Annotated in this window: 18 protein-coding genes, 2 tRNA genes and 1 pseudogene; 9 read left to right on the top strand and 12 right to left on the bottom strand. The window is 66.0% G+C overall.

Translation table 11 applies throughout. The features are described from left to right. Positions 1-240, top strand: a pseudogene (locus tag GGQ59_RS11035) (hypothetical protein); the annotation flags it as partial. On the opposite strand, the gene GGQ59_RS11030 reads toward GGQ59_RS11035, so the two are convergent. The 4 genes from GGQ59_RS11030 to GGQ59_RS11015 all read right to left on the bottom strand — a co-directional run bounded on the left by GGQ59_RS11030 (position 233) and on the right by GGQ59_RS11015 (position 8,469). Beyond that, entirely contained in the window at positions 233-1,741 is a 1,509-nt protein-coding gene (locus tag GGQ59_RS11030) for a tryptophan halogenase family protein (protein WP_183818508.1), read from the bottom strand. The pseudogene GGQ59_RS11035 and the gene GGQ59_RS11030 sit on opposite strands and share 8 nt — an antisense overlap. Positions 1,742-1,756: 15 nt before the next feature. Further along, positions 1,757-3,268 (bottom strand): tryptophan 7-halogenase, encoded by a 1,512-nt coding sequence (locus GGQ59_RS11025; RefSeq protein WP_183818506.1) that lies wholly within the window; start codon positions 3,266-3,268, stop codon positions 1,757-1,759. Further along, positions 3,265-4,785 (bottom strand): tryptophan halogenase family protein, encoded by a 1,521-nt coding sequence (locus GGQ59_RS11020; protein WP_183818504.1) that lies wholly within the window; start codon positions 4,783-4,785, stop codon positions 3,265-3,267. Before GGQ59_RS11020 ends, GGQ59_RS11025 begins: the two co-directional genes overlap by 4 nt. A gap of 150 nt (positions 4,786-4,935) precedes the next feature. Next, entirely contained in the window at positions 4,936-8,469 is a 3,534-nt protein-coding gene (locus GGQ59_RS11015; protein ID WP_183818502.1) for a TonB-dependent receptor, read from the bottom strand. A gap of 457 nt (positions 8,470-8,926) precedes the next feature. On the opposite strand from GGQ59_RS11015, the gene GGQ59_RS11010 reads away from it, so the two are divergent. Continuing rightward, positions 8,927-9,943, top strand: coding sequence for a cupin-like domain-containing protein (locus GGQ59_RS11010; protein WP_281373836.1), 1,017 nt, complete (start codon positions 8,927-8,929; stop codon positions 9,941-9,943). Positions 9,944-10,238: 295 nt separating this feature from the next. Here the strand turns inward: GGQ59_RS11010 and GGQ59_RS11005 are convergent. Together GGQ59_RS11005 and cpdR are read right to left on the bottom strand one after the other, a co-directional pair. Then, a tRNA-Val gene (locus GGQ59_RS11005) sits at positions 10,239-10,313 on the bottom strand. 51 nt (positions 10,314-10,364) lie between these two features. Beyond that, on the bottom strand, positions 10,365-10,727 hold the full coding sequence (gene cpdR / locus GGQ59_RS11000) for a cell cycle two-component system response regulator CpdR (protein WP_183818498.1): 363 nt from the start codon (positions 10,725-10,727) through the stop codon (positions 10,365-10,367). A 151-nt stretch (positions 10,728-10,878) separates the two neighbouring features. Between cpdR and GGQ59_RS10995 the strand changes: the two genes are divergently transcribed. The 6 genes from GGQ59_RS10995 to GGQ59_RS10970 all read left to right on the top strand — a co-directional run bounded on the left by GGQ59_RS10995 (position 10,879) and on the right by GGQ59_RS10970 (position 15,834). After that, positions 10,879-11,745, top strand: a complete 867-nt coding sequence (locus GGQ59_RS10995; protein WP_183818496.1) for an N-formylglutamate amidohydrolase — start codon at positions 10,879-10,881, stop codon at positions 11,743-11,745. A gap of 248 nt (positions 11,746-11,993) precedes the next feature. Next, complete coding sequence (locus tag GGQ59_RS10990) at positions 11,994-13,208, top strand: glycosyltransferase family 4 protein (protein ID WP_246408701.1); 1,215 nt, start codon at positions 11,994-11,996, stop codon at positions 13,206-13,208. Positions 13,209-13,286: 78 nt separating this feature from the next. Beyond that, positions 13,287-14,357: a phosphate acyltransferase PlsX gene (gene plsX / locus GGQ59_RS10985; RefSeq protein ID WP_343074323.1), complete on the top strand. Its 1,071-nt coding sequence runs from the start codon at positions 13,287-13,289 to the stop codon at positions 14,355-14,357. Beyond that, positions 14,354-15,313, top strand: coding sequence for a beta-ketoacyl-ACP synthase 3 (locus tag GGQ59_RS10980; protein ID WP_183818494.1), 960 nt, complete (start codon positions 14,354-14,356; stop codon positions 15,311-15,313). Before plsX ends, GGQ59_RS10980 begins: the two co-directional genes overlap by 4 nt. Positions 15,314-15,378: 65 nt before the next feature. Then, positions 15,379-15,684, top strand: a complete 306-nt coding sequence (locus GGQ59_RS10975) for an integration host factor subunit alpha (protein WP_183818492.1) — start codon at positions 15,379-15,381, stop codon at positions 15,682-15,684. Between the two features lie 73 nt (positions 15,685-15,757). Then, positions 15,758-15,834, top strand: a tRNA-Pro gene (locus GGQ59_RS10970). Positions 15,835-16,522: 688 nt separating this feature from the next. Here the strand turns inward: GGQ59_RS10970 and GGQ59_RS10965 are convergent. The 3 genes from GGQ59_RS10965 to GGQ59_RS10955 form a co-directional block, all read right to left on the bottom strand. Further along, positions 16,523-18,760 (bottom strand): M3 family metallopeptidase, encoded by a 2,238-nt coding sequence (locus tag GGQ59_RS10965; RefSeq protein ID WP_183818490.1) that lies wholly within the window; start codon positions 18,758-18,760, stop codon positions 16,523-16,525. 79 nt (positions 18,761-18,839) lie between these two features. Continuing rightward, positions 18,840-19,352 (bottom strand): YceD family protein, encoded by a 513-nt coding sequence (locus GGQ59_RS10960; RefSeq protein ID WP_183818488.1) that lies wholly within the window; start codon positions 19,350-19,352, stop codon positions 18,840-18,842. Further along, positions 19,349-19,924 carry a ubiquinol-cytochrome C chaperone family protein gene (locus tag GGQ59_RS10955; RefSeq protein ID WP_221400998.1) on the bottom strand — a complete coding sequence of 192 codons (576 nt, stop codon included), beginning with the start codon at positions 19,922-19,924 and terminating at the stop codon, positions 19,349-19,351. Before GGQ59_RS10955 ends, GGQ59_RS10960 begins: the two co-directional genes overlap by 4 nt. Before the next feature lie 104 nt (positions 19,925-20,028). Here GGQ59_RS10955 and GGQ59_RS10950 point away from each other — a divergent pair, with 104 nt between their 5' ends. After that, positions 20,029-20,496 carry an outer membrane protein assembly factor BamE gene (locus GGQ59_RS10950; RefSeq protein ID WP_183818486.1) on the top strand — a complete coding sequence of 156 codons (468 nt, stop codon included), beginning with the start codon at positions 20,029-20,031 and terminating at the stop codon, positions 20,494-20,496. A gap of 73 nt (positions 20,497-20,569) precedes the next feature. Here the strand turns inward: GGQ59_RS10950 and GGQ59_RS10945 are convergent, their stop codons facing one another. The 3 genes from GGQ59_RS10945 to lipA all read right to left on the bottom strand — a co-directional run bounded on the left by GGQ59_RS10945 (position 20,570) and on the right by lipA (position 22,563). Further along, positions 20,570-21,037 (bottom strand): DUF2852 domain-containing protein, encoded by a 468-nt coding sequence (locus tag GGQ59_RS10945; RefSeq protein ID WP_183818484.1) that lies wholly within the window; start codon positions 21,035-21,037, stop codon positions 20,570-20,572. 122 nt (positions 21,038-21,159) lie between these two features. Next, positions 21,160-21,603, bottom strand: a complete 444-nt coding sequence (locus GGQ59_RS10940; RefSeq protein WP_183818482.1) for an SRPBCC family protein — start codon at positions 21,601-21,603, stop codon at positions 21,160-21,162. 3 nt (positions 21,604-21,606) lie between these two features. Next, on the bottom strand, positions 21,607-22,563 hold the full coding sequence (gene lipA, locus GGQ59_RS10935; protein ID WP_183818480.1) for a lipoyl synthase: 957 nt from the start codon (positions 22,561-22,563) through the stop codon (positions 21,607-21,609). Positions 22,564-22,568 lie beyond the last annotated feature (5 nt).

Raw genomic sequence — 22,568 nt, 5'->3', positions numbered from 1 at the left:
GGTTGGTCATATTCCGGCAATGGCGGCGGTGTCGAAGACCTCGACCTCGTCCTGGACTTCGACCCCGCGCGTCTGTCGCCTTGGGGTGAGCGCCTGGTGAACGGACCGGGCGGCCTGCGGGATACTTCGCGAACCGCGAGCGTGTTCCCGGCCGAGGAGAAGGCCGCCGAACGGAGCGCCCGCAGGCAACGGGCGCCGGTCACGCCGCGTCAGATCAAGGGCATGCCCTGGGTCAGGTAAGGGCGGCCGCCGCGCAGTGCTGCTCGATGAAAGCCTCGTGCTTCGGCATCTGCGCCACCCGCTCGGTGATGCCGGTGCGGATCCTCGATAGCCGCAACCTCAGCTCATCGTCCGAAATGACGTCCGCCACCGGATGATAGCTTTCGGGCATCAACCCCTGCCCGGCCAGCACCGCGAACCAGCTCGTCTCCTTGAAGAGGTCGTTGTGCTTCGCCATGACCTCACCACGCTGCGAGAACAGTTCCAGCTTCTCCTGCAGGGCATCCGGAATGGCCATGCTGCTCACGTATCGCCAGAAGGGCGTGTCGTTCCGTTCAGTGACGTAGTAGTGCGCGATGAGGAAATCGCGGACGTTGTCGTACTCGAACCGCATCTCGTCGTTGTACCGAGCCACCATCGAGCGGTCGATGCGATCGCGCGGGAACATCGCGAGAAGCTTGGCGATGGCGACTTGGATGAGGTGGATCGAGGTCGATTCCAGTGGCTCCAGAAAACCGGAGGAGAGACCGATCGCGACGCAGTTCCTGACCCACGTCTTTCGCCGGACGCCGGTGACGAAGCGAAGGATTCGCGGATCCGCGAGGGGCGCGCCGTCCAGCCGCGACATGAGCTTCTCGGTCGCCTCGTCCTCGGAAGTGAACTCCGTGCAGAAAACGTATCCATTGCCGGTGCGGTGCTGCAGCGGGATTCGCCATTGCCACCCTGCCTCCCGGGCCGTCGCGCGGGTGTAGGGGAGCGGGGGGGCGTTCTTCTCGCACGGCACCGCGACGGCGCGGTTCACCGGCAGCCAGTGGCTCCAGTCGTCGTATCCGGTAGCGAAGACCTCTTCGATCAGAAGGCCCCGAAAGCCCGAGCAATCGACGAACAGGTCGCCGGAGACGCGGCGACCATCTTCCATGACGATAGAACCGATGTCGCCGGCATCGTCCTGTTCAGCACGGACGACCTTGCCTTCGATCCTCCGAACGCCCCGCTTCTCCGCGAAGCGGCGGAGGTAGGCGGCGTAGCGCGCCGCGTCGAACTGGAAGGCGTAGTTGATGTTGGGCAGAGCCCCTGCCCCCTCGGGCGTCCGCATGAACTTCTGTTCCCGCGCGGCCTGCGTCTCGGCATTGAAAGACGCGTAGCCGAGGCTGCCGCCTTGTTTCGCCCAGCGTAGCCAGTAGTGGACGAATCCGATGCCGTCCATGTCCACCCCGAGCTTTCCGAAGGGGTGGAAGTAGCTATGGCCCAACCGACGCCAATCCGCGAACTCTATGCCCAGCTTGAAGGTCGCGTTGGTCTCGCGAACGAACTCGTCCTCGTTTATTCCGAGCACGCTGTTGTAGAGCATGATCATCGGAATGGTCGCTTCGCCGACGCCCACCGTGCCGATCTGCTCGGACTCTACCAGCGTGATCGTATAGAGGTCTGTTCCAAGGATCTTGCCGAGCGCCGCGGCGGTCATCCATCCGGCCGTCCCGCCGCCGACGATGACGATCTCCTTAATCGCATTCTTCTGCATCGAAGGTTCCGACAGTTAGAAGTTGGCTTGGAAGGATGGGAGCGAACCGTGAGTTTCCAGGTAGGCGTCTACCGAGTCCATCTCGGCGATCTCGGCGGCGATGAAGCCAAGCATCTGTTGGAAGCGCTGCATCTGTTCGGCTTCCGGCATCGCATCGACCATCGGATCGTATGTGTCAGGAACGACGCCATGCCCGATCAGGCTCGCCGTCCAGTCCGGCTCCTGGAACGTCTCGTTGTCGTAGAGTGGTACGATGCCGCACGCGGCGAAGGTCTCGATCTTGTAGGCCAGTTCTTCGGGCGGCCGGGCGTCCCTCGCCCGGTCCCACAGGGGATCGTCCCGCCGCTTGTTCAACGTGTAGTGAAGGATCTGGTAGTCCCGAACGCGACAGACGAGATCGAAGACCAGCTCGTTGTAGCGCCTGGCCTCCTGCATGTAGTCCGCATCGACGGGGAAGCGGGTCACCAGGTGGCTGATGCCGATCTGCACGAGGTGCAGCGGCACCGCATCCAAGGGATCGAGCGCGGCGGCCGCCTCGCCGATCGCGACGCAGTTGCCGATCCACGGCCGGCGCCTTGCGCCCGGCACCAACTTCGCCGAGGCGACCTCTCCGCTGACACGTAGACCGGTGAGCGCCGGCACCGTTTCCAGGACGCTCTCCGCTTCGTCCTCTTCGTCGTCGAAGGCCACGCTGACAGCGGTACGATCCTGGAGCGGAAGAACCGAGATCCAACCAGCGCGGAAGGCTTGGTTCTGGGCGAAGGCCGGCTTCGGGGTAAGCGGTTGGGCGCTGCCGGTCAGGACGCGATTGGTCGGAAGCCAACGGCTCCAAGGCTCGAACCCGTCGCCGGGAGCGTCGCGCAGGAGAAGCGCTTCGGGACCCGTCGCATCGACGAATAGATCCGCCTCGACCTGCCTTCCGTCGTGAAGACGGACGGCTTCCAGGCGCTCTCCCTCCCACTTCGTCGCTTGGACTACGCCTCTTTCGACCTTGACGCCCGCTTCGACCGCAAGCTGACGGACGACGCCTAGATAGAACATCGCATCGAGGTGATAGCCGTACCCGGCGCGGGAGAAGCCGGCGGCCTGCTCGCTCAGCAGAGCGCGCTTGCCCTGCTTCGCTGCGACCGCGCCGAGCGAGAAGTCCTCTAGCGGCAGGTTGAGACCGGCCTTGCGCGCCTTCAACCAATACTGAAGAAAAGGTACGCCCAGCATCGGCGCACCGTAGGTGTCGTAGGCGTGCATGAACGGCGGCAGGCTCCGCGCCCAGCCGCTGAAGCGCTGGCCGAACGAGAACGACGCCTTGCAGTGCTGAACGAGGAACGACTCCTCGACGCGCAGCATGCGATGCAAGCCTTGGACGGTCGGGAGCGTTGCGAAGACGTCCGACCGCGTGAGCTGGGTCGGCAGCTCGACGACGCGGACCTCGACGCCGGTGTCCCCGAAAGCACGCTGCAGCGCCAGAGCCGTCAGCCAACAGGCAGCGTCGCATCCCATGATCGCGACGCTCTCGACCGGACGCGTCATGCTCCCCTCCCCGGCGCGGGCGCCGCCCGGCAGTAGTCATCGACGAAGTCGGCATGCGCGCCCATCCGGGCGACTTGCGCTTCGATCTCTTCGCGTTGCTGCCGCATCTCAACTGCCGAGCGGCTAGGCGGTATGTTGTCCGTCACGCGGCTGTAGGCCGAAGGCACGAGGCCCTGTCCGAGCAGTACGGAGAGCCAACTCGCCGGCGTGAAGAGACCATCCTGATACGCCTCGACCTCACCGCGATGAACGAAGGCTTCGATCTTCTCCGCGAGGCTATCTGGAATTTGCAGCGCTCTCATATCTCGCCAAAGGGGGGCGTCCTCACGCTGGTTGAGATGATAGTGCAGTACCAGGAAGTCACGGACGCGGTCGTACTCGCGCGCCATCAGGCGATTGAACTCGAACGCTGGACGATGATCGCCAGCCGAACGCGGAAGCAGTTTCAGGAGGTTCACGATCGCCATCTGAACGAGGTGAATGCTCGTCGACTCGAGCGGCTCGAGGAAACCGCTCGACAAGCCGATCGAGACGCAGTTGTTCACCCACGCTCGCTGACGCCGTCCCGTGCGGAAGCGCAGCATGTTCGGCTCTCGGATCGCCTCGCCCGCCAAGTTGCCCAGCAGGACTTCCAACGCGCGCTCGTCGTCCGTGTAGCGACTGGAGTAGACGTAGCCGTTGCCCGTGCGGTGCTGCAGCGGAATGCGCCACTGCCACCCGGCTTCCCTCGCCATCGCGCGGGTGTAGGGACGTGGCGGTTCGGTGGACGTCGACGGCACGGCGATCGCGCGGTCACAAGGTAGCCACTGGGACCAATCTTGGTACGGCTCGGAAAGCGCCCCCTCGATCAGCAGCCCCCGAAACCCCGAACAGTCGACGAAGAGGTCTCCCTCGACGCTTTGGCCGGACTCGAGGTCGAGACGGGCGACATCACCTGTCTCGGCGTTCCGGACCACGTCGACGATCCGGCCCTCCGTCCTGGTCACCCCCCTCTGCTCGCAGAAGCTGCGCAGGTACCGACCGTAGAGCGTGGCGTCCAAGTGGTAGGCGTAGGTGTAGGTCGAACTCACCATCGTCGGATCGACGCTCGGCAGATCGAAGCGACCGCCGCGTGCGGCCTGGATCGCGAAGGAGAACTCTTCGATGTCGGTTCGGTCGCCGTTCAAGGCAGCGCGGATCCAGTGCTGATGGAAGTCGATGCCGCCGATTGGTCGTCCGTGCACACCGAAGGGGTGGATGTAGGACGATCCCGCGAAGCCCCAATCCACGAACTCGATGCCGAGCTTGAACGTGGCTTGGGTCTTACGCATGAAATCGGCTTCCAGGATGCCGATCATGTCGTTGAAGTCGCGAAGCTGCGGCAAGGTCGCCTCGCCGACCCCGACGGTTCCGATCTCTTCCGACTCGACGACCCGGACCCTGTGCATGCCCTGCGGTAGGCAGCCGACGAGCCCGGCCGCCGTCATCCAACCCGCGGTGCCGCCACCGACGATCACGATGCTCAAGGCTTGAGTCATTCTGCTCTCCCGCAGGCGAACTACAGCAGATCATACACGTTTCCGCGAGCAAAGTCCTTAGTCGGAAACGCCGCAGAGGTGACAAAGTGGGGGCTGAAACGAAAGCGCCGCCCCGAAGGGCGGCGCTTTGCTCTTACGCTCTAGAAGCCGTTAGTACTTCAGGCGAACACCAAAGGTGAAGCGCACGTCGTTCTGGAACTTCGCGGTCGGCAGGCGGAACCCACCGTCTTCGGCGTTCTGAACCTGTTGCTCGGTCACCGTTTTGGTGTTGAGCAGGTTCTGGCCCTGCACGCTAAGCTCGACGTTGTCGCTCACGCGGTACCGGATCGAGGCATCGAGGAAGCCCTGGTCCTGCGTCCAGATGGGCGACGCGACGCAGCAGTCGATCACCGTGACGAGGTACTCCGACCGCCAGTTGTACGCGGCACGAAGCGCGAGCGGCCCCTTCTCGTAGAACCCAACGAGGTTGAACGAGTGCTCGGACAGTCCTTCCAAGGCATTCACCGAGACTGCGGAGTTCTCGGCATCAAGCTGCGCCGTATCGGTTCCGTCCCCGGATTCGCCGGTATTCGGAACGCGAGAGTTCGCGATGCCTTGGTTGTCCACGTAGGTGTAGTTGCCCTGGAACCCGAGGCCGTCGAACGGCGCCGGCAGGAAGTCGAAGAAGCGTTGATAGCTGACTTCGAGACCCTGGATCGAGGCGCCGTCGCCGTTGAGCGGACCGCGGATCTCGACCGTCTCGGTCGTTCCGTTGTTCTCGATCTCGCGCAGGTAGCGTCCGACTTGAATGTAGTCCTCGAACTCCTTGTAGAAGACCGCGAAGGAGAACGACCCGACGTCGGCGAAGTAGTGCTCGAGCGACACGTCGAACTGCGTCGCCATGACCGGAAGCAGGAACGGGTTCTGGGCCGACCCTTCGTAGAAGATGTCGATGCCGGTGATGTTCCCGTTCCCATCACGGATGTAGAGCGGGTCGTCAGTCCCCTGTCCCTGCGGGAAGCGGGCCCCGAAGCTGAGGTAGTTCCGCAGGTTGCCGATGTCCGGACGCGACATCGCACGCGACGCGGCGAGGCGGAGCAACCACTCGTCCGTCAGGTCGAACTTGATGTTGAAGCTCGGCAGGAACCGGTCGTACTCGCTATTCGCCGTGGAGTTCAGCTGCGCGTTGTCCAGGAAGTTGTACTGCGCCTCGGACAGGTAGCAGGCCTGCGTGAACCCGACCGATGGCCGTTCGACGACGCCCGTCTGCTGGTTCTCGCGAGAAGGCAGCGGGGCGCAAGCGCGTGCTTGATACTCCGCGAAGCTGAGCTGCGTGGTATCGAGCGTGACGCCCGAGGGCTCGTACTCCTGCTCACCAGTCAGAGGGTCGATGACCGGCGTACCGTCATCCTCGAAGGCAAGCTGATACTCGGTCCGCAGCCCGTCCGGCAGCTGAGGAACGACGATGCCGCCCGTACTGCTGTTCTTCGTGTTGACCCAGCGCAGGCCCAGATTGCCCGAGAACGGGACGCCGAAGATCTCCGCGTCGGCCCCGCCGAAGTTCAGCTGAGCGTAAGCCGCAAGCGTCTCTTCTTCGACGTCCGCGATCTCGGCGAGCCTGAAGCAGGTCCCGTCGATCTCGTCGTCCCGCTCGCTGCCCGCGCCGTTGCCGTTGGAGCAAGTCGGCCACCAGCCGTCGGCGCTGACGAAGCCAAGCGCCGGCGCACCGTAGGCCGCCGCGAACCCTTCCTGGTCCTGCATCAGGTCCATGTCGAAGAAGACGTACTCGCGGGGCGACACAGGGCTGTCACCGAGGTCGAGGTCGAAGATTCGATTCTCGAGACCCGAAGCACCCGGATAGCCCAGGAAGCCGTCAGGACCGAAACGGCCCGCGATCTCCGGGTTCAAGTCCGCCTGCGAGACGGGCCCCGCGAGCGGGCTCGCGTAGTCCGCGTTCTGCGTCCAGTTGTTGGCGACGTTCTGCCAGTTGTAACCGGACCAGCGGACCGTCTGATTACGGTCGGCATAACGCACGCCGACCTTCAGCGAGTTCAGCCAGCCCGAGTTGTCGAAGTCGTACTCCGCGTCGCCGCGCAGCGCGAGCTCGTCGCCCTCGCTGTCCTCGACGTGGTCCATGATGTGCTTGACGTAGTAGTTCGCCGGGTTCGTCAGGCCACCATCGGAGTAGTTAATGTTCGTACCCGGACGGAATTCCGCCTGCGGGTAATCACCGGTGATGTCGAGCGCGAAGTCCGCATAGCTGTTGAGCGCGGCTTCGATGTCGTAGTTCTGTACTTCGGACTGCACGTACTGCGCGTCGAAGTTCAGGCGGAAGTTGTCGACCGGCGCGTACTTCAGGTTGAAGCCGAAGTCCTCGGTGACGTTGTTGTTGTTGTTCGAGCGCGTAACCGTCTGGAAGTCCGCGCCGCGGGCCCGCGGAGCGCAGCCGTCCCAGCCGTAGCAATCGTTGACGAGACCTTCGCCTTCGCCGTTCTGCAGGAACAGCGCGTTCTCACCGCTGTTGTCGTTACCCCACCAGCCGATGTCGTTGGTCAGGACGCCGCTCTGGAAGAGGCCTTGATCGTCGAAGACGAAGTCGCCCGTTCCGACGGCAGGTTGCGGAGGAATCGGGTTTCCGTCTGCGTCCGCGTTCTGAACGATGTAGAAGATGCTCTGCCCGTAGGACAGGTCCGCTGGAAGGCTCGAGAGGACGTACTCTTCCCAGGACTGATCGTATTTCGACCGGTTGTACTGGACCGTGGCGAGCCACTTGCGGTCGTTGTCCTGCCACTGCGCAGCCGCAGCGATGCCGGTCCGGTCGCGGTTGTAGGTGTTGTCGCGGAAGATCGTCGCGCCGGGGATGAAGAAGATCCCCTCGCTGGCCTGATCGATCGTACCGTCTTCGTTGCAGTCCTGATAGATCGCGTGACCCGGCGCGTCGTAGGTGACTTGGCGACCGTCCGCCGTCAGGTAGTCGACGTTGCAGAAACGGTTCATCCGGTAGAGCTGGATGCCCTCGGACTTCGTCTCGACCTTCGAGTAGGCGGCGTTCACCATGACGCCGAACTCGCCGATACCGGTCTCCCAACGGTCGGAGAACAGGCCGGAGACCTCAGGCGTCGTCGATTCGGCGAGGCTGTTGTAGTTCGCGTTGCCGGAGAGCGCGAGCAGGCGGCCTTGCTGATCGAACGGCACTCGCGTGCGCAGGTTGATCGTGCCGGCGATGCCGCCTTCGATCAGTTCCGCCATCTGGTTCTTGTAGGTGTCGACGCCGGCCATCAGTTCGGGCGAGATGTCGCCCCAGGAAAGGCCGCGCGAGGAGTTGGCCGAGAAGGTGTCTCGTCCGTTGAACTCGGAGCGGACCTGCTGAAGGCCGCGGACGATGACGCCCGAGGGCTCCGCCGAGAAGTGCGCGGTGTCAGAGCTGGCGGCGAAGCGGTTCACCGTGATGCCGGCGACGCGCTGCAGCGCTTCGGCGACCGACTTGTCCGGGAAGGAACCGATGTCGGTCGCAGTGATAGAGTCGACGATCGTATCGGCGTCGCGCTTGATGTCCTGAGCGTTCTGAAGCGCTTGCTTCACGCCCGTGACGACGATGACGTCGCTATCGTCGGCGACTTCCGTCGAGACCTCGTCATCGGCCTCGACATCTTGCGCCAGCGCGCTGCCGACAAGGCCGAGCGCGAGCACGGAGGCGCCCGTCAACGCCCACGTTTTGGTGGTTCTCTTCCGCAGTTTGGTCATCCCTGACACCTCCCTTAGCGCGAGGGACGTTGCCCCCACAGTCTCAACCCGGTCGGGCATTATGGTCACCGCAACAGGGGAAGCGCTCCCCTGCCCCGCCAACGCTTTATATCGTCACGCCGCCCGCGCCGCCGAATTCGTTTTCAAACCGGTTCCCCCGGTCCGTGAAACGTGATGATAGCGCTTACAATACGCTCATCAACCACGAAGTTGCGTCGTAGCGCGTTGTTTTCGACGTTTGCTATAAGATCGCCGGGCGAGACGATCATTTTTCTATTGTGAAGCGAACGGGTCACACCCATGGACCGAAGGCCCGAGGCGTGATTGCCCTGCGTCAAAGCGCGATTGGTTACGACCGTTCGAGAAGGGCTTCGATCTGTTTGCCATCGACGCAGAAGGGTGCTTCTTCTTCGCCGTGATGCAGAACTCTACGCCGCAACCGATCCCCGAACGCCAGAACGTCACGCCGAGCGAGTTTAGGGAGGAAATCCTTCCGGCTGGTCGTCCCGTGATCATGAGGGGTCTGGTCGCTGATTGGCCCATCGTCGCGGCGGGTCGGCGGTCCCCGGCCGCTCTGTGCAGCTACATCCGAGGGTTCGACAGGGGCCAGCCGGTCAGTACGGCATTCGGCCCGCCCTCTCTCAATGGCAGGCTCTTCTACAACGACGACGTCAGCGGGCTGAACTTCCGATCCAACAAGGCGAAGCTCTCGGCCTCCCTCGATTACCTGATCGAACACCAAGACGACGACGACGCCTCCGCCTTGGCGGTGCAGTCGGTGCCGACGCGCGGCGCCCTGCCCGGCTTCGAGGAAGCCAACCCGAACCCGATCCTCGGGGGCGTGGAGCCAAGGGTCTGGATCGGAAACAAGGTCATCATCGCGCCGCACTACGACCCGTCGGAGAACATCGCTTGCGTGGTGGCCGGCCGCAGGCGCTTCACCTTGTTCCCGCCGGAGCAGATCGCGAACCTCTACATCGGCCCGTTCGAACTGACGCCCGCGGGCGCCACGATCAGCATGGTCTCGCTCGAAGACCCTGACCTGGAGCGCTACCCGCGCTTCGCGGAGGCGATGAAGGCGGCTGTCGTCGCGGACCTGGAGCCCGGTGACGCGATCTACGTGCCCTATATGTGGTGGCACCACGTGCGTTCGCTCGGAAACGTGAACGTCCTCGTCAACTACTGGTGGTCGGACCACGATAAGGCCAGGGGCGAGCCGCGAGATGCCCTCCTCCACGCCATGCTGGCGATCAAGGCCCTACCGCCCCGACAACGCGCGGCGTGGCGCGCGCACTTCGACCACTACGTGTTCCAGACGACGGGCGATCCGGGCGCCCACCTGCCCGAAGAGCGGCGCGGGATCATCGGCACCCTGACGAACGATGCCATTCGAAGCATCAAGGGCGCGTTGGCGACGAAGATGACACGCGGCTAGTGCCGCTTCGGCCGGGCGCCGACATGCGAGAGCAAAGAGCGGCGTCGCGGCCCAACGAGGCGATGACGAACCCCTGCCTAGGCCGCCCGCTCGCCGACGGACGGCATCGCAGAAAGGCGAAAAAGGTGCGGGCGCAGCATGAGCGGTGGCGCCGGATCGCCCGAGGCGCACCGCCGAGCGTATCGAGGCGGAAGCCAACGTAGCGAGGAGGTATCGCGGTCCGGAAGCCCTGCCGCACTCCCCAGCCGTCCGTCTTGCCTTCGCGTCGGAAGAGGGCCTGCCGCCGGGGTCCGGATGGTGGGCGCACGTGGGTTCGAACCACGGACCCCTGCCGTGTGAAGGCAGTGCTCTACCACTGAGCTATGCGCCCGGACGGCGCGGGTTACCCCCGCCCATCGTTCCGATCAAGCGATAAGGTAGGTCAGGCCGCGGCCAGCATCCGATCGACCTCGTCGACGAGGTCCCGCAGGTGGAAGGGCTTGGAGAGAACCTTGGCGTCCTGCGGCGCCTTGTTCGCCGGGTTGAGGGCGACGGCCGCAAACCCCGTGATGAACATGATCTTCATCGCGGGGTCGATGTCGGCGGCACGTCGAGCGAGCTCGATCCCGTCCATGACCGGCATGACGATGTCGGTCAGCAGCAGGTCGAACTCGCGCAGCTGGAGCTCGGTCAGGGCCTCGTCGCCCTGGCTAGCGTCAACGACCACGTGCCCAGCCTTCTCGAGGGCCTTCTTCAGGAAGCCCCGCATGCTGTCGTCGTCTTCTGCGAGAAGGATCGCCGCCATAACGTTTGTCGCCTCAACCTGAACGAAGGCCTCGCCTTATCCTTACGGACTTACCGCGGCTTTAACAAAAACCGTTCCGAGATGGTAGGCACCCGCCGTTTGAACGGCTTAACTAGGCCGCAAGGGCACGTCGTCCCGCAAGGCAGAGGTCTTGGTCGCGAGCATCGTCAAGGACGGCTATCCAGGCCACAGGATCACGCGTCCTACCGCGTGGACTGCGCCTTACGTCTTCGCATGCCCGCATGCGGGCCGAACCTATCCTACCGCCTTCGTCGAGGGCACTCGGCTCAGCCTGCTCGACCTGCGCCGGTCTGAAGACGCCTATGTCGACCTCCTCATGCCCGAGGCGGAGACGGCGGGCGTTCCGGTCCTGACGGCCGACTTCCCCCGGGCCTTCGTGGACGTGAACCGCGCGCCCTACGAGATGGATCCCCTCCTCTTCGACGGGCCCATCTCCGCGGAGCGTACCCGGTCGAACCGCGTGCTGGCGGGCTTCGGCGTGATCCCGAAGCTCGCCGCGGAGGGCCGGGCCATCTACGCGCGCAAGCTGCCCGCCCAAGAGGGCCGCGCCCGCATCAAGTGGTGCTACGAGCCCTATCACGCCGCGCTGCGGACGCTGATCACCGAGTGCCTGACCTTGTTCGGGATCGCGACGGTGATCGACTGGCATTCCATGCCGTCGGCAACGGCTGGGCGCTCCCTCCCGGACATCGTCTTCGGCGATCGGTTCGGCGCATCCTGCGGCGCGGGCGTCGTGGCAGCTTGGGAGAAGAACTTCCGCGACGCGGGCTTCGGCACGGGCCGCAACAGCCCTTACGCTGGCGGCTACGTCACTTCGCTCTACGGGCGACCGACCGAGGGCGTTCACGTCCTGCAGGTCGAGGTGAACCGCGGCCTCTACCTAGACGAAGGCCGCGTCGCGCGAAGCGAGGGGTTCGAACCGTTGCGAGCCCGCCTCGGCGAGGTCGCGCGAGGCCTCTTAGAGGGCAGCACGACCTACTCCTTCGCGGCGGAATGAAGCGTTCCGGAACATCCCGACCCCCCGAAAGAAAAACGGCCGCAGCACGAGGCTGCGGCCAGTTTAGGGAGGAAACGCCCAGAAAGGGCATGACGGCCGAAGCCGTCGATTGAGTAGATAGCGAGCACGAAACCGGCTGGCAAGTATTTTTTTGCGGCGCACAAGCAAGTGAGCAGAAACGTTCAGAGCTCTTTCCGCCGGTCTCGCGCGGCGTTGTGGGGGGCGGCGCCTTCGCCTAGAGCGACGAGATGACGAACGACTCGATCGCTGAGAAGCCCGATCCGCGGCCACGTCCAGGCCGAGACCGGCTGAAGAAGATCGGCGGGCGGGTCCGCCACCCCTGGCGCGCGTCGCAGAAGTTTCCGATGCCGAACCCGCAAAGCGGGCTCAAGATCGTGATCGTGACCGACGCCTGGAAGCCGCAGATCAACGGCGTCGTGACGACGCTTGATACGCTCGGCCGGATCCTGGAGCGCTTCGGCAACGAAGTCCTCTACATCACGCCGGAGAAGTTTCGCTCCGTCCCTATGCCCGGCTACACGGAGATCCGCCTGTCGCTGTTCCCGAACCGGCGCGTCGCGGGCATGATCAACAACTTCAAGCCGGACGCGATCCACATCGCGACGGAAGGCCCTTTGGGGCGGGCGGCACGGCGGTTCTGCCGACGGCGGAAGTACCCCTACACGACGAGCTTCCACACCCGGTTTCCCGAGTACACCTACGAGCGGATCCGCTTCCCGATCGAATGGGGCTACGCGCTGCTGCGCGACTTCCACAAGCACGGCGAGGCGATGATGGTCTCGACGCCGGCGCTGATGGAGGAGCTGACCGCCAAGGGCTTCGAACACATGCGCCTTTGGGAGCGCGGCGTGGATACCGACGCGTTCCGGCCGATTCCCTCGGACGTCTACGACGCCCTGCCCCGTCCGATCTTCACCTATGTCGGCCGGCTCGCGGTCGAGAAGACGATCGAGGACTTCCTCGATCTGGACCTGCCCGGCACCAAGGTGCTCGTCGGGACGGGACCGCAGGCCGAAGAGCTTCGCGAGCGCTACGGCAAGCGGAAGGATGTCGTCTTCGACGGACCGCAGTTCGGTGACGAGCTCGCCAAGCGGTACACGGCGTCCGACGTGTTCGTCTTCCCCTCGCGGACCGATACGTTCGGCCTCGTCAACGTCGAGGCGCTGGCCTGCGGCACGCCGGTCGCTGCCTTCCCCGTCCGCGGTCCGCTCGAGATCATGGAGCACGCCCCCAAGGGTGCCGGCTGCCTCGACCACGATCTGCGCAAGGCTTGCTTGACGGCGCTCGAGGAGGCCGACTCCGCGGTCTGCCGGCAGCATGCGCTTCAGTTCTCCTGGGACAAGTCGGTGCGCCAGTTCATCAGCAACTTGGAGATCCCGGGCTTCGACGAGGCATTCTGGCTCCGAAGCGCCAAGATGGTCGAGGATCCGTTCCTGCCCTGACCTTGTTTCCCGACGCAGCTTGACAGGCCCCGCCCCCCCGTGGACAGCCGGGCCCGAGCGAGAAGAGGCTTCTCCAGCGTGAAGATCGAAGAGCTTCCAAGGTCGGACGCCGTTCTCGCGGTCGACGTGATGGGCGCCGATGGCGGCGTCGAGACGGTGATCGAGGGCTGCGTCCGAGCCCGAGCGGCGGGCCTGCGCGCGCACCTCAAACTCTACGGCCGCGAGGACGAGGTCCGCACCGTCCTCGAAGGGCGCGACCTGACAGGCTGCACGGTCGAACACGCCGAGGACGTCGTCACCATGGACGACAAGCCGACGCGGGCGGTGCGCCACGGCAAGAACTCCTCCATGTGGGCCGCGATCGGCGCCGTGAAGGCGGGCAAGGCGGGCGGCGTCGTCAGCTCGGGCAATACCGGCGCCCTGATGGCGATGTCCGTCCTGCAGCTTCGCATGATCGAGGGCGTCGACCGCCCCGCGATTACGGCCACCTGGCCCACCGTGAAGGGGCAGACCGTGGTGCTCGACGTCGGCGCCAACGTCGAGGCGAGCGCCGAGCAGCTCGTCCAGTTCGCGATCATGGGCGAGGCCTACTACGCCGCGCTCAAGGGCAAGGAGCGTCCGACCGTCGGCCTCCTCAACGTCGGCGAGGAGGAGGCGAAGGGCCACGCGCTGATCCGCGAAGCCGCCCGCATCCTGCGCGAGGCGGATCCGGACATGGACTTCCGCGGCTTCGTCGAGGGCGACGACATCTCCGGCGGCGAGGTCGACGTCGTCGTCACCGACGGCTTCACCGGCAACATCGCGCTCAAGGCCGCGGAGGGCACGGCGCGCATGATCGGCGGCTGGATGCGCCAGGCGCTGATGACCGACATGCGGTCCAAGGCCGGCGCCTTCCTGCTCGGCCCCGCGCTCCAGCACCTCAAGAGCCGCATGAACCCGTCGAGCGCGAACGGTGCCCCCCTTTTGGGGCTCGGGGGACTCGTGGTGAAAAGCCATGGCGGCGCCGATGCCGACGGCGTCGCCAGCGCGCTGCAAATCGCGGAGGACCTCGCCGTGCACCCCTTCCAAGAACAGATCCGCTCGACCATCGCCGAGGTGAACGCCCGCCTCGCCGCGAAGGACGACGCCGCGAACGAGGCCGCGGAGTGAGGCGCGCCGTCGTCCTCGGCTCCGGCTCGGCCCTGCCCGACCGCATCGTCACGAACGAAGAGCTGTCCCAGCGCGTCGAGACCTCCGACGCGTGGATCCGCGAGCGCACCGGCATCAGTGAACGGCGCGTGGCGGCCGAGGGCGAACTGACCTCGGACCTCGCCGCCCGGGCGGCCCGCGCCGCGCTGAAGGATGCGGACCTGACGCCGGAGGACATCGACCTCGTCATCGTCGCGACCGCGACGCCCGACCTGACCTTTCCGTCCACCGCCGCCTTCGTGCAGGCGAAGCTCGGCATCAAGAAGGGCGCGGCCTTCGACGTCGCCGCCGTCTGCACCGGCTTCGTCTACGCGCTGTCGACCGCCAACGCCTTCCTGTCGACGGGCCAGCATAACCGCGCCCTCGTCATCGGCGCGGAGACCTTCAGCCGCATCGTCGACTGGGAGGACCGCGGCACCTGCGTTCTCTTCGGCGACGGCGCGGGGGCCTTCGTCCTCGAGGCGCAGGACACGGAAGAGCGCGGCCTGCTCGGCAGCGTGCTGCGCTGCGACGGCTCGATGACGAGCCTCCTCTACGTCGATGGCGGCCCCTCCGCGACCGGCACGACCGGCCACCTGCGCATGGAGGGCAACAAGGTGTTCAAGGAGGCGGTCGGACGAATCGCGAGCGCGATGGTCGAAGCCTCCGAGGCGGCCGGCGTCGGCCTGTCCGAGATCGACTGGTTCGTGCCCCACCAGGCCAACCAGCGAATCATCGCCGGCGTGGTGAAGAAGCTCGAGCTCGATCCTGCTCATGTGGTCTCCACCATCGCCCGGCACGGCAACACTTCCGCCGCTTCGATCCCCCTCGCCTATGACGAAGCGCGTCGGGATGGGCGCATCCGCGATGGCGACCTCGTGATGATCGAAGGCATGGGTGGCGGCTTGACTTGGGGCGCGGCGCTGTTCCGAGCATGAGTTCGGATTGACCTTGCGAACGACTCGCGTAAAGCAGTCGCTTAACTCAGGTCAAAGAGGTCACCATGGCACGCACCCGCACCCGCGCCGACTTGACCGAGGCGGTCTACAAGGCTGCCGGCCTGTCCCGCACCGAGTCCGCTTCGCTCGTCGAGAACGTCCTCGACTCCGTCGCTGAGGCACTGGAGCGAGGCGAGACCGTCAAGCTCTCCTCCTTCGGCACCTTCCAGGTCCGCTCGAAGAACGAGCGCATCGGCCGCAACCCGAAGACCGGCGAAGAGGTCCCGATCACCCCTCGCCGCGTGCTGACCTTCCGGCCGAGCCACGTGCTGCGCGCCAAGGTCACCGACTGCCACGCCAAGTCCAGCTGACGACCCCCAAGAACCGGTTGCGCCGCTCCCCTGCCCTGCCTATAGGGGGCTTCGGTCGCGAAAGCGGCCCGGTCGGAGTGTAGCGCAGCCTGGTAGCGCACTTTACTGGGGGTGAAGGGGTCGTCGGTTCGAATCCGGCCACTCCGACCATTTAGACTCTTTTCCTTGGCGCTACCGGCGGGCTGACCGCCCGCCTGCTTGAGCGCGGGCTGGCGGCACGGGCCTTTGGCCTGTGCGCCAGCGGCGCGGGGCCAGAGGGCGTCGGGTTGGGTGATGGGCGCGCGGAAGCGTCCGTCCGAGCCGGGTTTGAAGAAGTCCGGGGTGTCCCGCGCGCGGCTCGCCGCAGCGAAGGGTTGAGTAAGGTTTGCTGCGGCGTGAAGGGTCCCACACCGTAGCTCGCACGCGGCACGGGACCCTCCACGCCCCTCAGCGCGATCCGCCGGGGCCGTTCTTCAGCTCGCCCGGCGCGTGTCTGGCCTGAGAACGTGGGTAGCACTCCATCTACCAGACGCCTCAGCACGTGGTCCCGCAGCGGCAGGCAAGGGAGACGTCAGCTGTCCGCCCCGCCCCGGCCCTGCCGCGACGAGGAGAGGATGGCACGGGGCCGAGGGGGCGGGGATAAGTCGTAGGGAGGTCGCGGCACGCGGCCGCGATTGGCGACCGCCCTACGGGTGACGGCCAGCGGCGTCTCCGCCGAGCGCCGCCCTCGCCTACCCTCACCCCAAATCGGCGATTTGGACCTCTCTCGTCCCGCCAAAGGCGGGTCGCTTTGGGTAGCCGCCCTACGCCGCGGCCACGGGAGAGGTGGCGGCGGCTCGCGTCGCGAGCCGCCCCTTCGTCAGTCGAGGTCGCCCGCCGAATCGAGGCCTTGGCTGCCTGCGCTCTCTGCCGGAACCACCGCGTCCGTCGGGAAGCCGCGTTGGCGCATCAGCGCGTTCACGTCGACCTCGTGGCCGCGGAAGGCGGCGTAGCCTTCGATCGGATCGACCGTGTTCCCCACGCTGAGGACATGATCGATGAAGCGCTGCGCCACGTCCTGGTCGTAGGCGCCGCCCGGGGCCTCCGCGAAGGCTTCCCATGCGTCCGCCCCGAAGGTGTCCGCCCAGAGGTAGGCGTAGTAGCCCGCCGCGTACCCTTCGCCCGAGAAGATGTGCGCGAACTGAGGCGTCCTGTGCCGCATCGGCAGCTCGTCCGGCATGCCGAGCTCTTCGAGCGTCTCCTTCTCGAAGGCGTCGGGATCGACGTTCGAAGCGTCCTTCAGCGTGTGGAGCTTCATGTCGACGAGCGCCGAGGCGAGGTACTCGGTCGTCGCGAAGCCCTGGTTGAAGGTCGAGGCCTTCTTGATCTTCGCGACGAGTTCTTGCGGGATCGGCTCGCCGGTGTCGACGTTCAGCGCGTATTGCTGAAGCACTTGCGGCGTCGCGAGCCAGTTCTCGTGCACCTGGCTCGGGAACTCGACGTAGTCGCGCGGCACGGCGGTGCCCGCGAGGCTCGGATAGGTCACGTCGGACATGAGGCCGTGGATCGCGTGGCCGAACTCGTGGAACATCGTCTCGGCGTCGTCCCAGGAGACGAGCACCGGCTCGCCAGGCGCGCCTTTCACGAAGTTCGCGTTGTTCGAGACGATCGGCATCGTCTCCTGCCCGCCCAGCTTGTCCTGCGTGCGGTAGGCGTTCATCCACGCGCCGGACCGTTTTCCCTCGCGCGCGTAGGGATCGAAGTACCAAAGGCCGTGCAGCTTGCCGTCCTTGTAGACCTCCCAGACGCGCACGTCGTCGTGGTAGACGGGAACGGTGTCGATCGGCCCCTTGAAGGTCAGGCCGTAGAGCTCGCCCGCCATCCAGAACATCCCCTCTCGGAGGTTCTCGAGTTGCAGGTACTGCTTCACCTCGTTCGCGTCGAGGTCGTACTTCTGCTTACGGACCTTCTCGGCGTAGTAGCGGTAGTCCCAGGGCGCGATCTCGATGTCCGCGCCCTCGGCATCGGCGACCGCCTGCATGTCGGCGACCTCTTCGGCGACGCGCGCCTTGGCGGCCGGCCAGACCCGCATCATCAGGTCCATCGCGGCTTCGGGCGTCTTCGCGACCTGCTTCTCGAGCGCGCGGTCCGCGAAGGTGTCGTAACCTTGCAGGTGCGAGCGCTCTTCGCGCAGGCGGAGGATCTCCGAGATCAGCTCGTTGTTGTCGTACTCGTCGCCGTTGTCGCCTCGGTCGTAATAGGTCCGCCAGACCTGCTCACGCAGGCCGCGCTCGTTCGAGTAGGTCAGGAACGGGTCCATGGACGAGCGGGTGTTCGTCACCGCGTACTCGCCTTCGCGCCCCTTGGCCTCGGCCGCCTGCGCCATGGCCTGGACGAGGTCGTCCGGCAGGCCGCCGAGCTGGTCCTCGGACACGTAGGTGACGTAGGCGCCCTCGTCGTGCAGCAGGTTCTGGCTGAACTTGGTGTAGAGGTGGTTCAGACGCTCGTTGAGGTCGGCGATCTTCGCCTTGGTCTCGGCGTCGAGCGCCGCGCCCGACCGTTCGAAGTCCGTGTAGTAGTCCCAGACGAGGCGTTGCTCCTCGGCGCTGAGCGCCGCCATCTGGTCTTCGTCCTCGTAGACCGTCTTGATCCGTTCGAAGAGGGCCTCGTTGGCGGTGATCGTCGCTTCGTAGTCGGAGAAGATCGGCACGAGCGCGGTCTCGATCTCCTGGAACTCCGGGCTCGACAGGTTCGACGACCAGATGCCGTAATAGGTGCCGAAGCGGTCGAGGGCCCCGCCCTGCTCCTCCATGGCGAGGATGGTGTTCTCGAAGGTCGGCGCCGCGTCGTTCCCGGTGATCTCGTCGATCTCGGCGAGGCCTTCGTCGACGGCGGCGAGGAGCGCGGGCTCGAAGTCCTCGAGGCGCACCTGGTCGAAGGCCGGCACGCCGCCGTAAGGCCCCTTGAAGGGCGCGGTCAGCGCCGTGTCCGGGTTGGCCTCGGGCGTCGCGGCGTCGGTTTGGTTCGCTTCTTGAGCGTTTGCGTCCATGCTGCTTTCCACTGCCCCACAGGCCGTCAGCGCCATCAGGGCGGCGCCGAGCAAGAGTGCGTTTCTCATTCTAAAAATCCCAACCGTTCACGGGCTTCGGTCTAGCTCAGACCGAAGCCAACCCCAAACGCCGCCTGGCGGCCCGGCGTCAGCCCTCTTCTTTGAGCTTGGCGAGCACGTCGAAGGGCGTGATGCGTCCCCCCGCCCCCGGATCCGCGGGCGGAACGGCGCCGTCCTTTCGCGGATGGGGGTCGATCGCCAGGACAAGCTGCTCGAGGAGGACGTCGCCGAGGTCGATGGCGCCGCCCTCGACGGGCTCTGGCGCCTCGAGATCCGCCTCGAACTCGCCCTCCTCGATCTCGCCGGCATCCTCGGTGTAGGTGACGAGGAAGGGCTCCTCGATCACCTCGGACATCTCCTCGAGGGACACGACGCATTGGCGGGTGAGGCGGGCCCGCACGACCCCCTCGACCTCGATCAGGCCGCCCGTCCGGGCCGCCGTCGCCTCGCCGGAAAGCGCCTCGACGCCCGGCAGGCCGAACGCCTTGGCGAGCGCTTCGCGGTCGGCCTCTTCCATGGTCAGCTCGACGGCGAAGGGCTGGCCGGCGGCCAGCTTCGCGGTCTCGATGCGGCGGGTGAAGCTCTTATAGGGCGAGGTCATCGAGGCTCCTCCATCGACTCTTGCGTGGTCTCGGGGTCGGGAAAGGTCACGTGGCCGGACTTGAGATCGGCTATGGCTTGCGTTCCGAGCGCACGATCCGCCGTCCGGGTGTAGGCCGCGAGGCGCGGCGCCGCCGGGGACGCGTCCTCGCCGAACACGTTGCGCGAGATCGCGTCGTCAAGCGAGCCCTCCGCGTCGAGCGCGCGCTCATAGGCGCCGAGGCGGCCGTAGAAGTCCTCGGCCAGCCCCCGCACCTTGGCCCCGACCTTGAGGTCGCCGACGCCCATCTCGCGAAGGCTGTCGTCCATGTTGCGGAACATGACGTCGAACAGCTTCTGCGCGAAGGGCTTGGTCTGTCCCGCCTCGCGCTTGAGGCGCCGAAGGACGAGGAACATGTGCAGGGTCAGGAGGTCGTAGCGGCCCTCCACCGTGTCGGGCACGCCGTAGTCGGTGTAGAAGGCAGGCTCGCGCGCCTGCGCCACGATGCGCGTGTAGAGGTCCACCGCCGCCGCCTGTTCGGGGTCGTGCCCGAAGGCGCGGGCGAGCCTGTCCTTTAACGTTGCGAGAGCCAAGAGCGTCCGATCTTGCGAAAGCGGCCGCGTCGTGCGACCCAACGAAGCCGTGATATGGCGTGCCTGACCGCGCGTTCCAAGCTCGACCCCGCCGGAGAGACTCCATGCGTACGCTCCTCCTCCTCGCCCTCACGCTGTCCCTGACGGCCTGCGTCTCGACGCGGGCGCGGCATGGCTACGTGATCGAGCGGGGCGAGGACTCGCTTCAGGCCGAAGTCGGCATCGACACGCGCGAATCCGTGCTGGCGCGCTACGGCGAGCCGTCCGTCCGGCCGGCCATGTCGAACGACGTCTGGTACTACGTCTCCTCGGCGACGAACTCGCGCGCCTTCTACGAGACGCAGACGACGCAGCGGCAGGTGGTCGCCTTCAACTTCGACGACGAGGGCCGGGTCGCCTCGATCGACAACTACACGCTGGCGGACGGGCGGGACGTGAACATCGTCGGCCGCGAGACGCCGACGCGCGGCAAGGAGCTGAGCTTCCTCGAGCAGCTGATCGGCGGGGTCGGTCAGATGCCGGGCATTCCGCAGGGCGCCGATCCGGGCGGGACGGGCGCGCCGGACCGGTAAGCGAACCCCGGACGGGAAAGCGGCGAAGCTTTCGCTCCGCCGCCCTCCCCCAATCTCCGGTCGATGCGCTGCCTTACGCGGCGGTCGTGCCTTCGTCGGGCGTCCCGTCGATCGTCGAGTTGCGACGACGTTGGAAGCTCTCGAACTCCTCACGGTCGCGGGCCTTGCGCAGCTCCGAGACGTACTCTTCGAACTCGGCGCGGGCTTCGTCCAGCTTGCGGCGCTCCTCGTCGAGGCGGGTCATCTCCTGATCGCGCCAGTCGTCGAAGGCGGCGTTGCCGGACTTCGGTTGCGCCGAGCGCTTGACGCTGCTCATCAGGTGCGACCCGGAGCGCTTCGCCTTGCCCCAGTTCGAAAGGTCGATCCCCATCTCACGGCCGTAGCTCATGTAAACGATGGCAGCGAGACCGAGGGGCCAAAGACCAACGACGAACAGAAACACCATCAGCGCAATGTTGAGCGGTGTCCACGCCGGACGTAACTGGCGTGTAAACTCCCGCTCGTCGAAGACGCGGGGCGAATTATTAGACGTAGTCTCCATCAGGACTCCTCCGAGGCTAAGGCGGCGGGAAGTTGCCGTGTCCTGAAGGTTGGAAGGCTCACGCTTCCTTTCAAGTGGTTTAATCTCGAAAATCGATAAATCGGCCGTGAGTCCGCTGCACGTCAACCGTAGCGTCGTGCCGCCTCGGCTTCGAAGGCCTCGACGAGCTTCAGGAAGCCGCGCTGCATCAACTGCCCCGCCGCCGCCTCCATCAGGCGGTTCTTGAAGGCGAAGTCGATGCGGAAGTCGACGACGCAGCCCGCCCCGTCCTCCTCGAACCGCCAGTCGTTCGTCAGGCGCTTGAGAGGTCCTCGGACGTAGTCGACGCCGATCGTCCGCGCGCCGCGGTCGAGGCGCACCTCGGACCGCATGGTCTCGCGGAACATCTTGTAGCCGACGACCATGTCCGCGAGCAGACGGCCCGTGCCGTCAGTCACCGCCTCCTCGCGCACCCGCAGCGCCTCGATCCAGGGAATGAAGCGCGGGTAGTCGCGAACGTCCGCGACGAGGTCGAACATCTGTTCGGGCGTGTAGGGAAGCGCCCGCCGCTCGTGATGGGCGGGCACCCGTCAGCCTCGGGCGGCGCGGGCCGCCTTGAGCGCCGCGAAGTCGGCGTCCGCGTGGTAGGAGCTGCGCGTCAGCGGGCTCGCGGAGACCATGGCGAACCCCTTGGCGCGAGCGACCGCCTCGTAGCCCTTGAACTCCTCCGGCGTGACGAAGCGGTCGACGGCCGCGTGCTTGCGGGTCGGCTGCAGGTACTGGCCGATGGTCAGGAAGTCGATGCCGGCAGAGCGCATGTCGTCCATGACCTGCATGACCTCTTCGCGCGTCTCGCCGAGGCCGACCATGATGCCGGACTTGGTGAAGGCGTTCGGGTCGCGCTCCTTGACCCGCTCCAAGAGGCGCAGCGAGTGGTAGTAGCGCGCGCCGGGGCGGATCTTGAGGTAGAGCCGCGGCACCGTCTCCAGATTGTGGTTGAAGACGTCGGGCCGCGCGTCGATCACGCTCTCGACCGCACCGAGCGGCTTGCGCAGGAAGTCCGGGGTCAGGATCTCGATCGTCGTGCCGGGCGAGGCCGCGCGGATGGCTTCGATCACCTCGACGAAGTGCTGCGCGCCGCCGTCCTCGAGGTCGTCGCGGTCCACGCTCGTGATGACGACGTGGTTAAGGCCCATCTCGGCCACGGCGCGGCCGACGTTCTCCGGCTCCTGCCGGTCGAGGCCCTGCGGCATCCCGGTCTTCACGTTGCAGAAGGCGCAGGCCCGCGTGCAGGTGTCGCCGAGGATCATCATGGTCGCGTGCTTCTTGTCCCAGCACTCGCCGATGTTCGGGCAGGCGGCCTCTTCGCACACGGTGACGAGGCCCTTGGAGCGGACGATCTCGCGCGTCTCGGCGTAGCCCTTGGAGACCGGCGCCTTGACGCGGATCCATTCGGGCTTGCGCAGCACGGGGCTGTCGGGGCGCTTCTGCTTCTCGGGATGGCGCAGCGCGGCGCGGCCCGTGCGCTCGTCGATGAGGGTGACCATGGACG

It is taken from the genome of Parvularcula dongshanensis (genome assembly GCF_014199615.1).
Lineage (GTDB): Bacteria > Pseudomonadota > Alphaproteobacteria > Caulobacterales > Parvularculaceae > Parvularcula > Parvularcula dongshanensis.
The sequence above is the reverse complement of the archived record's forward strand: the minus strand, read 5'-3'. Positions and strand labels throughout refer to the sequence as shown.

Bases quoted from the DNA above. Each gene is read 5' to 3' on its own strand.
- GGQ59_RS11030 (WP_183818508.1), bottom strand. From the start codon at position 1,741: ATGCAGAAGAATGCGATTAAGGAGATCGTCATCGTCGGCGGCGGGACG.
- GGQ59_RS11025 (WP_183818506.1), bottom strand. From the start codon at position 3,268: ATGACGCGTCCGGTCGAGAGCGTCGCGATCATGGGATGCGACGCTGCC.
- GGQ59_RS11020 (WP_183818504.1), bottom strand. From the start codon at position 4,785: ATGACTCAAGCCTTGAGCATCGTGATCGTCGGTGGCGGCACCGCGGGT.
- GGQ59_RS11010 (WP_281373836.1), top strand. From the start codon at position 8,927: ATGCAGAACTCTACGCCGCAACCGATCCCCGAACGCCAGAACGTCACG.
- cpdR (WP_183818498.1), bottom strand. From the start codon at position 10,727: ATGGCGGCGATCCTTCTCGCAGAAGACGACGACAGCATGCGGGGCTTC.
- GGQ59_RS10990 (WP_246408701.1), top strand. From the start codon at position 11,994: ATGACGAACGACTCGATCGCTGAGAAGCCCGATCCGCGGCCACGTCCA.
- GGQ59_RS10975 (WP_183818492.1), top strand. From the start codon at position 15,379: ATGGCACGCACCCGCACCCGCGCCGACTTGACCGAGGCGGTCTACAAG.
- GGQ59_RS10965 (WP_183818490.1), bottom strand. From the start codon at position 18,760: ATGAGAAACGCACTCTTGCTCGGCGCCGCCCTGATGGCGCTGACGGCC.
- GGQ59_RS10960 (WP_183818488.1), bottom strand. From the start codon at position 19,352: ATGACCTCGCCCTATAAGAGCTTCACCCGCCGCATCGAGACCGCGAAG.
- GGQ59_RS10950 (WP_183818486.1), top strand. From the start codon at position 20,029: ATGCGTACGCTCCTCCTCCTCGCCCTCACGCTGTCCCTGACGGCCTGC.
- GGQ59_RS10945 (WP_183818484.1), bottom strand. From the start codon at position 21,037: ATGGAGACTACGTCTAATAATTCGCCCCGCGTCTTCGACGAGCGGGAG.
- lipA (WP_183818480.1), bottom strand. From the start codon at position 22,563: ATGGTCACCCTCATCGACGAGCGCACGGGCCGCGCCGCGCTGCGCCAT.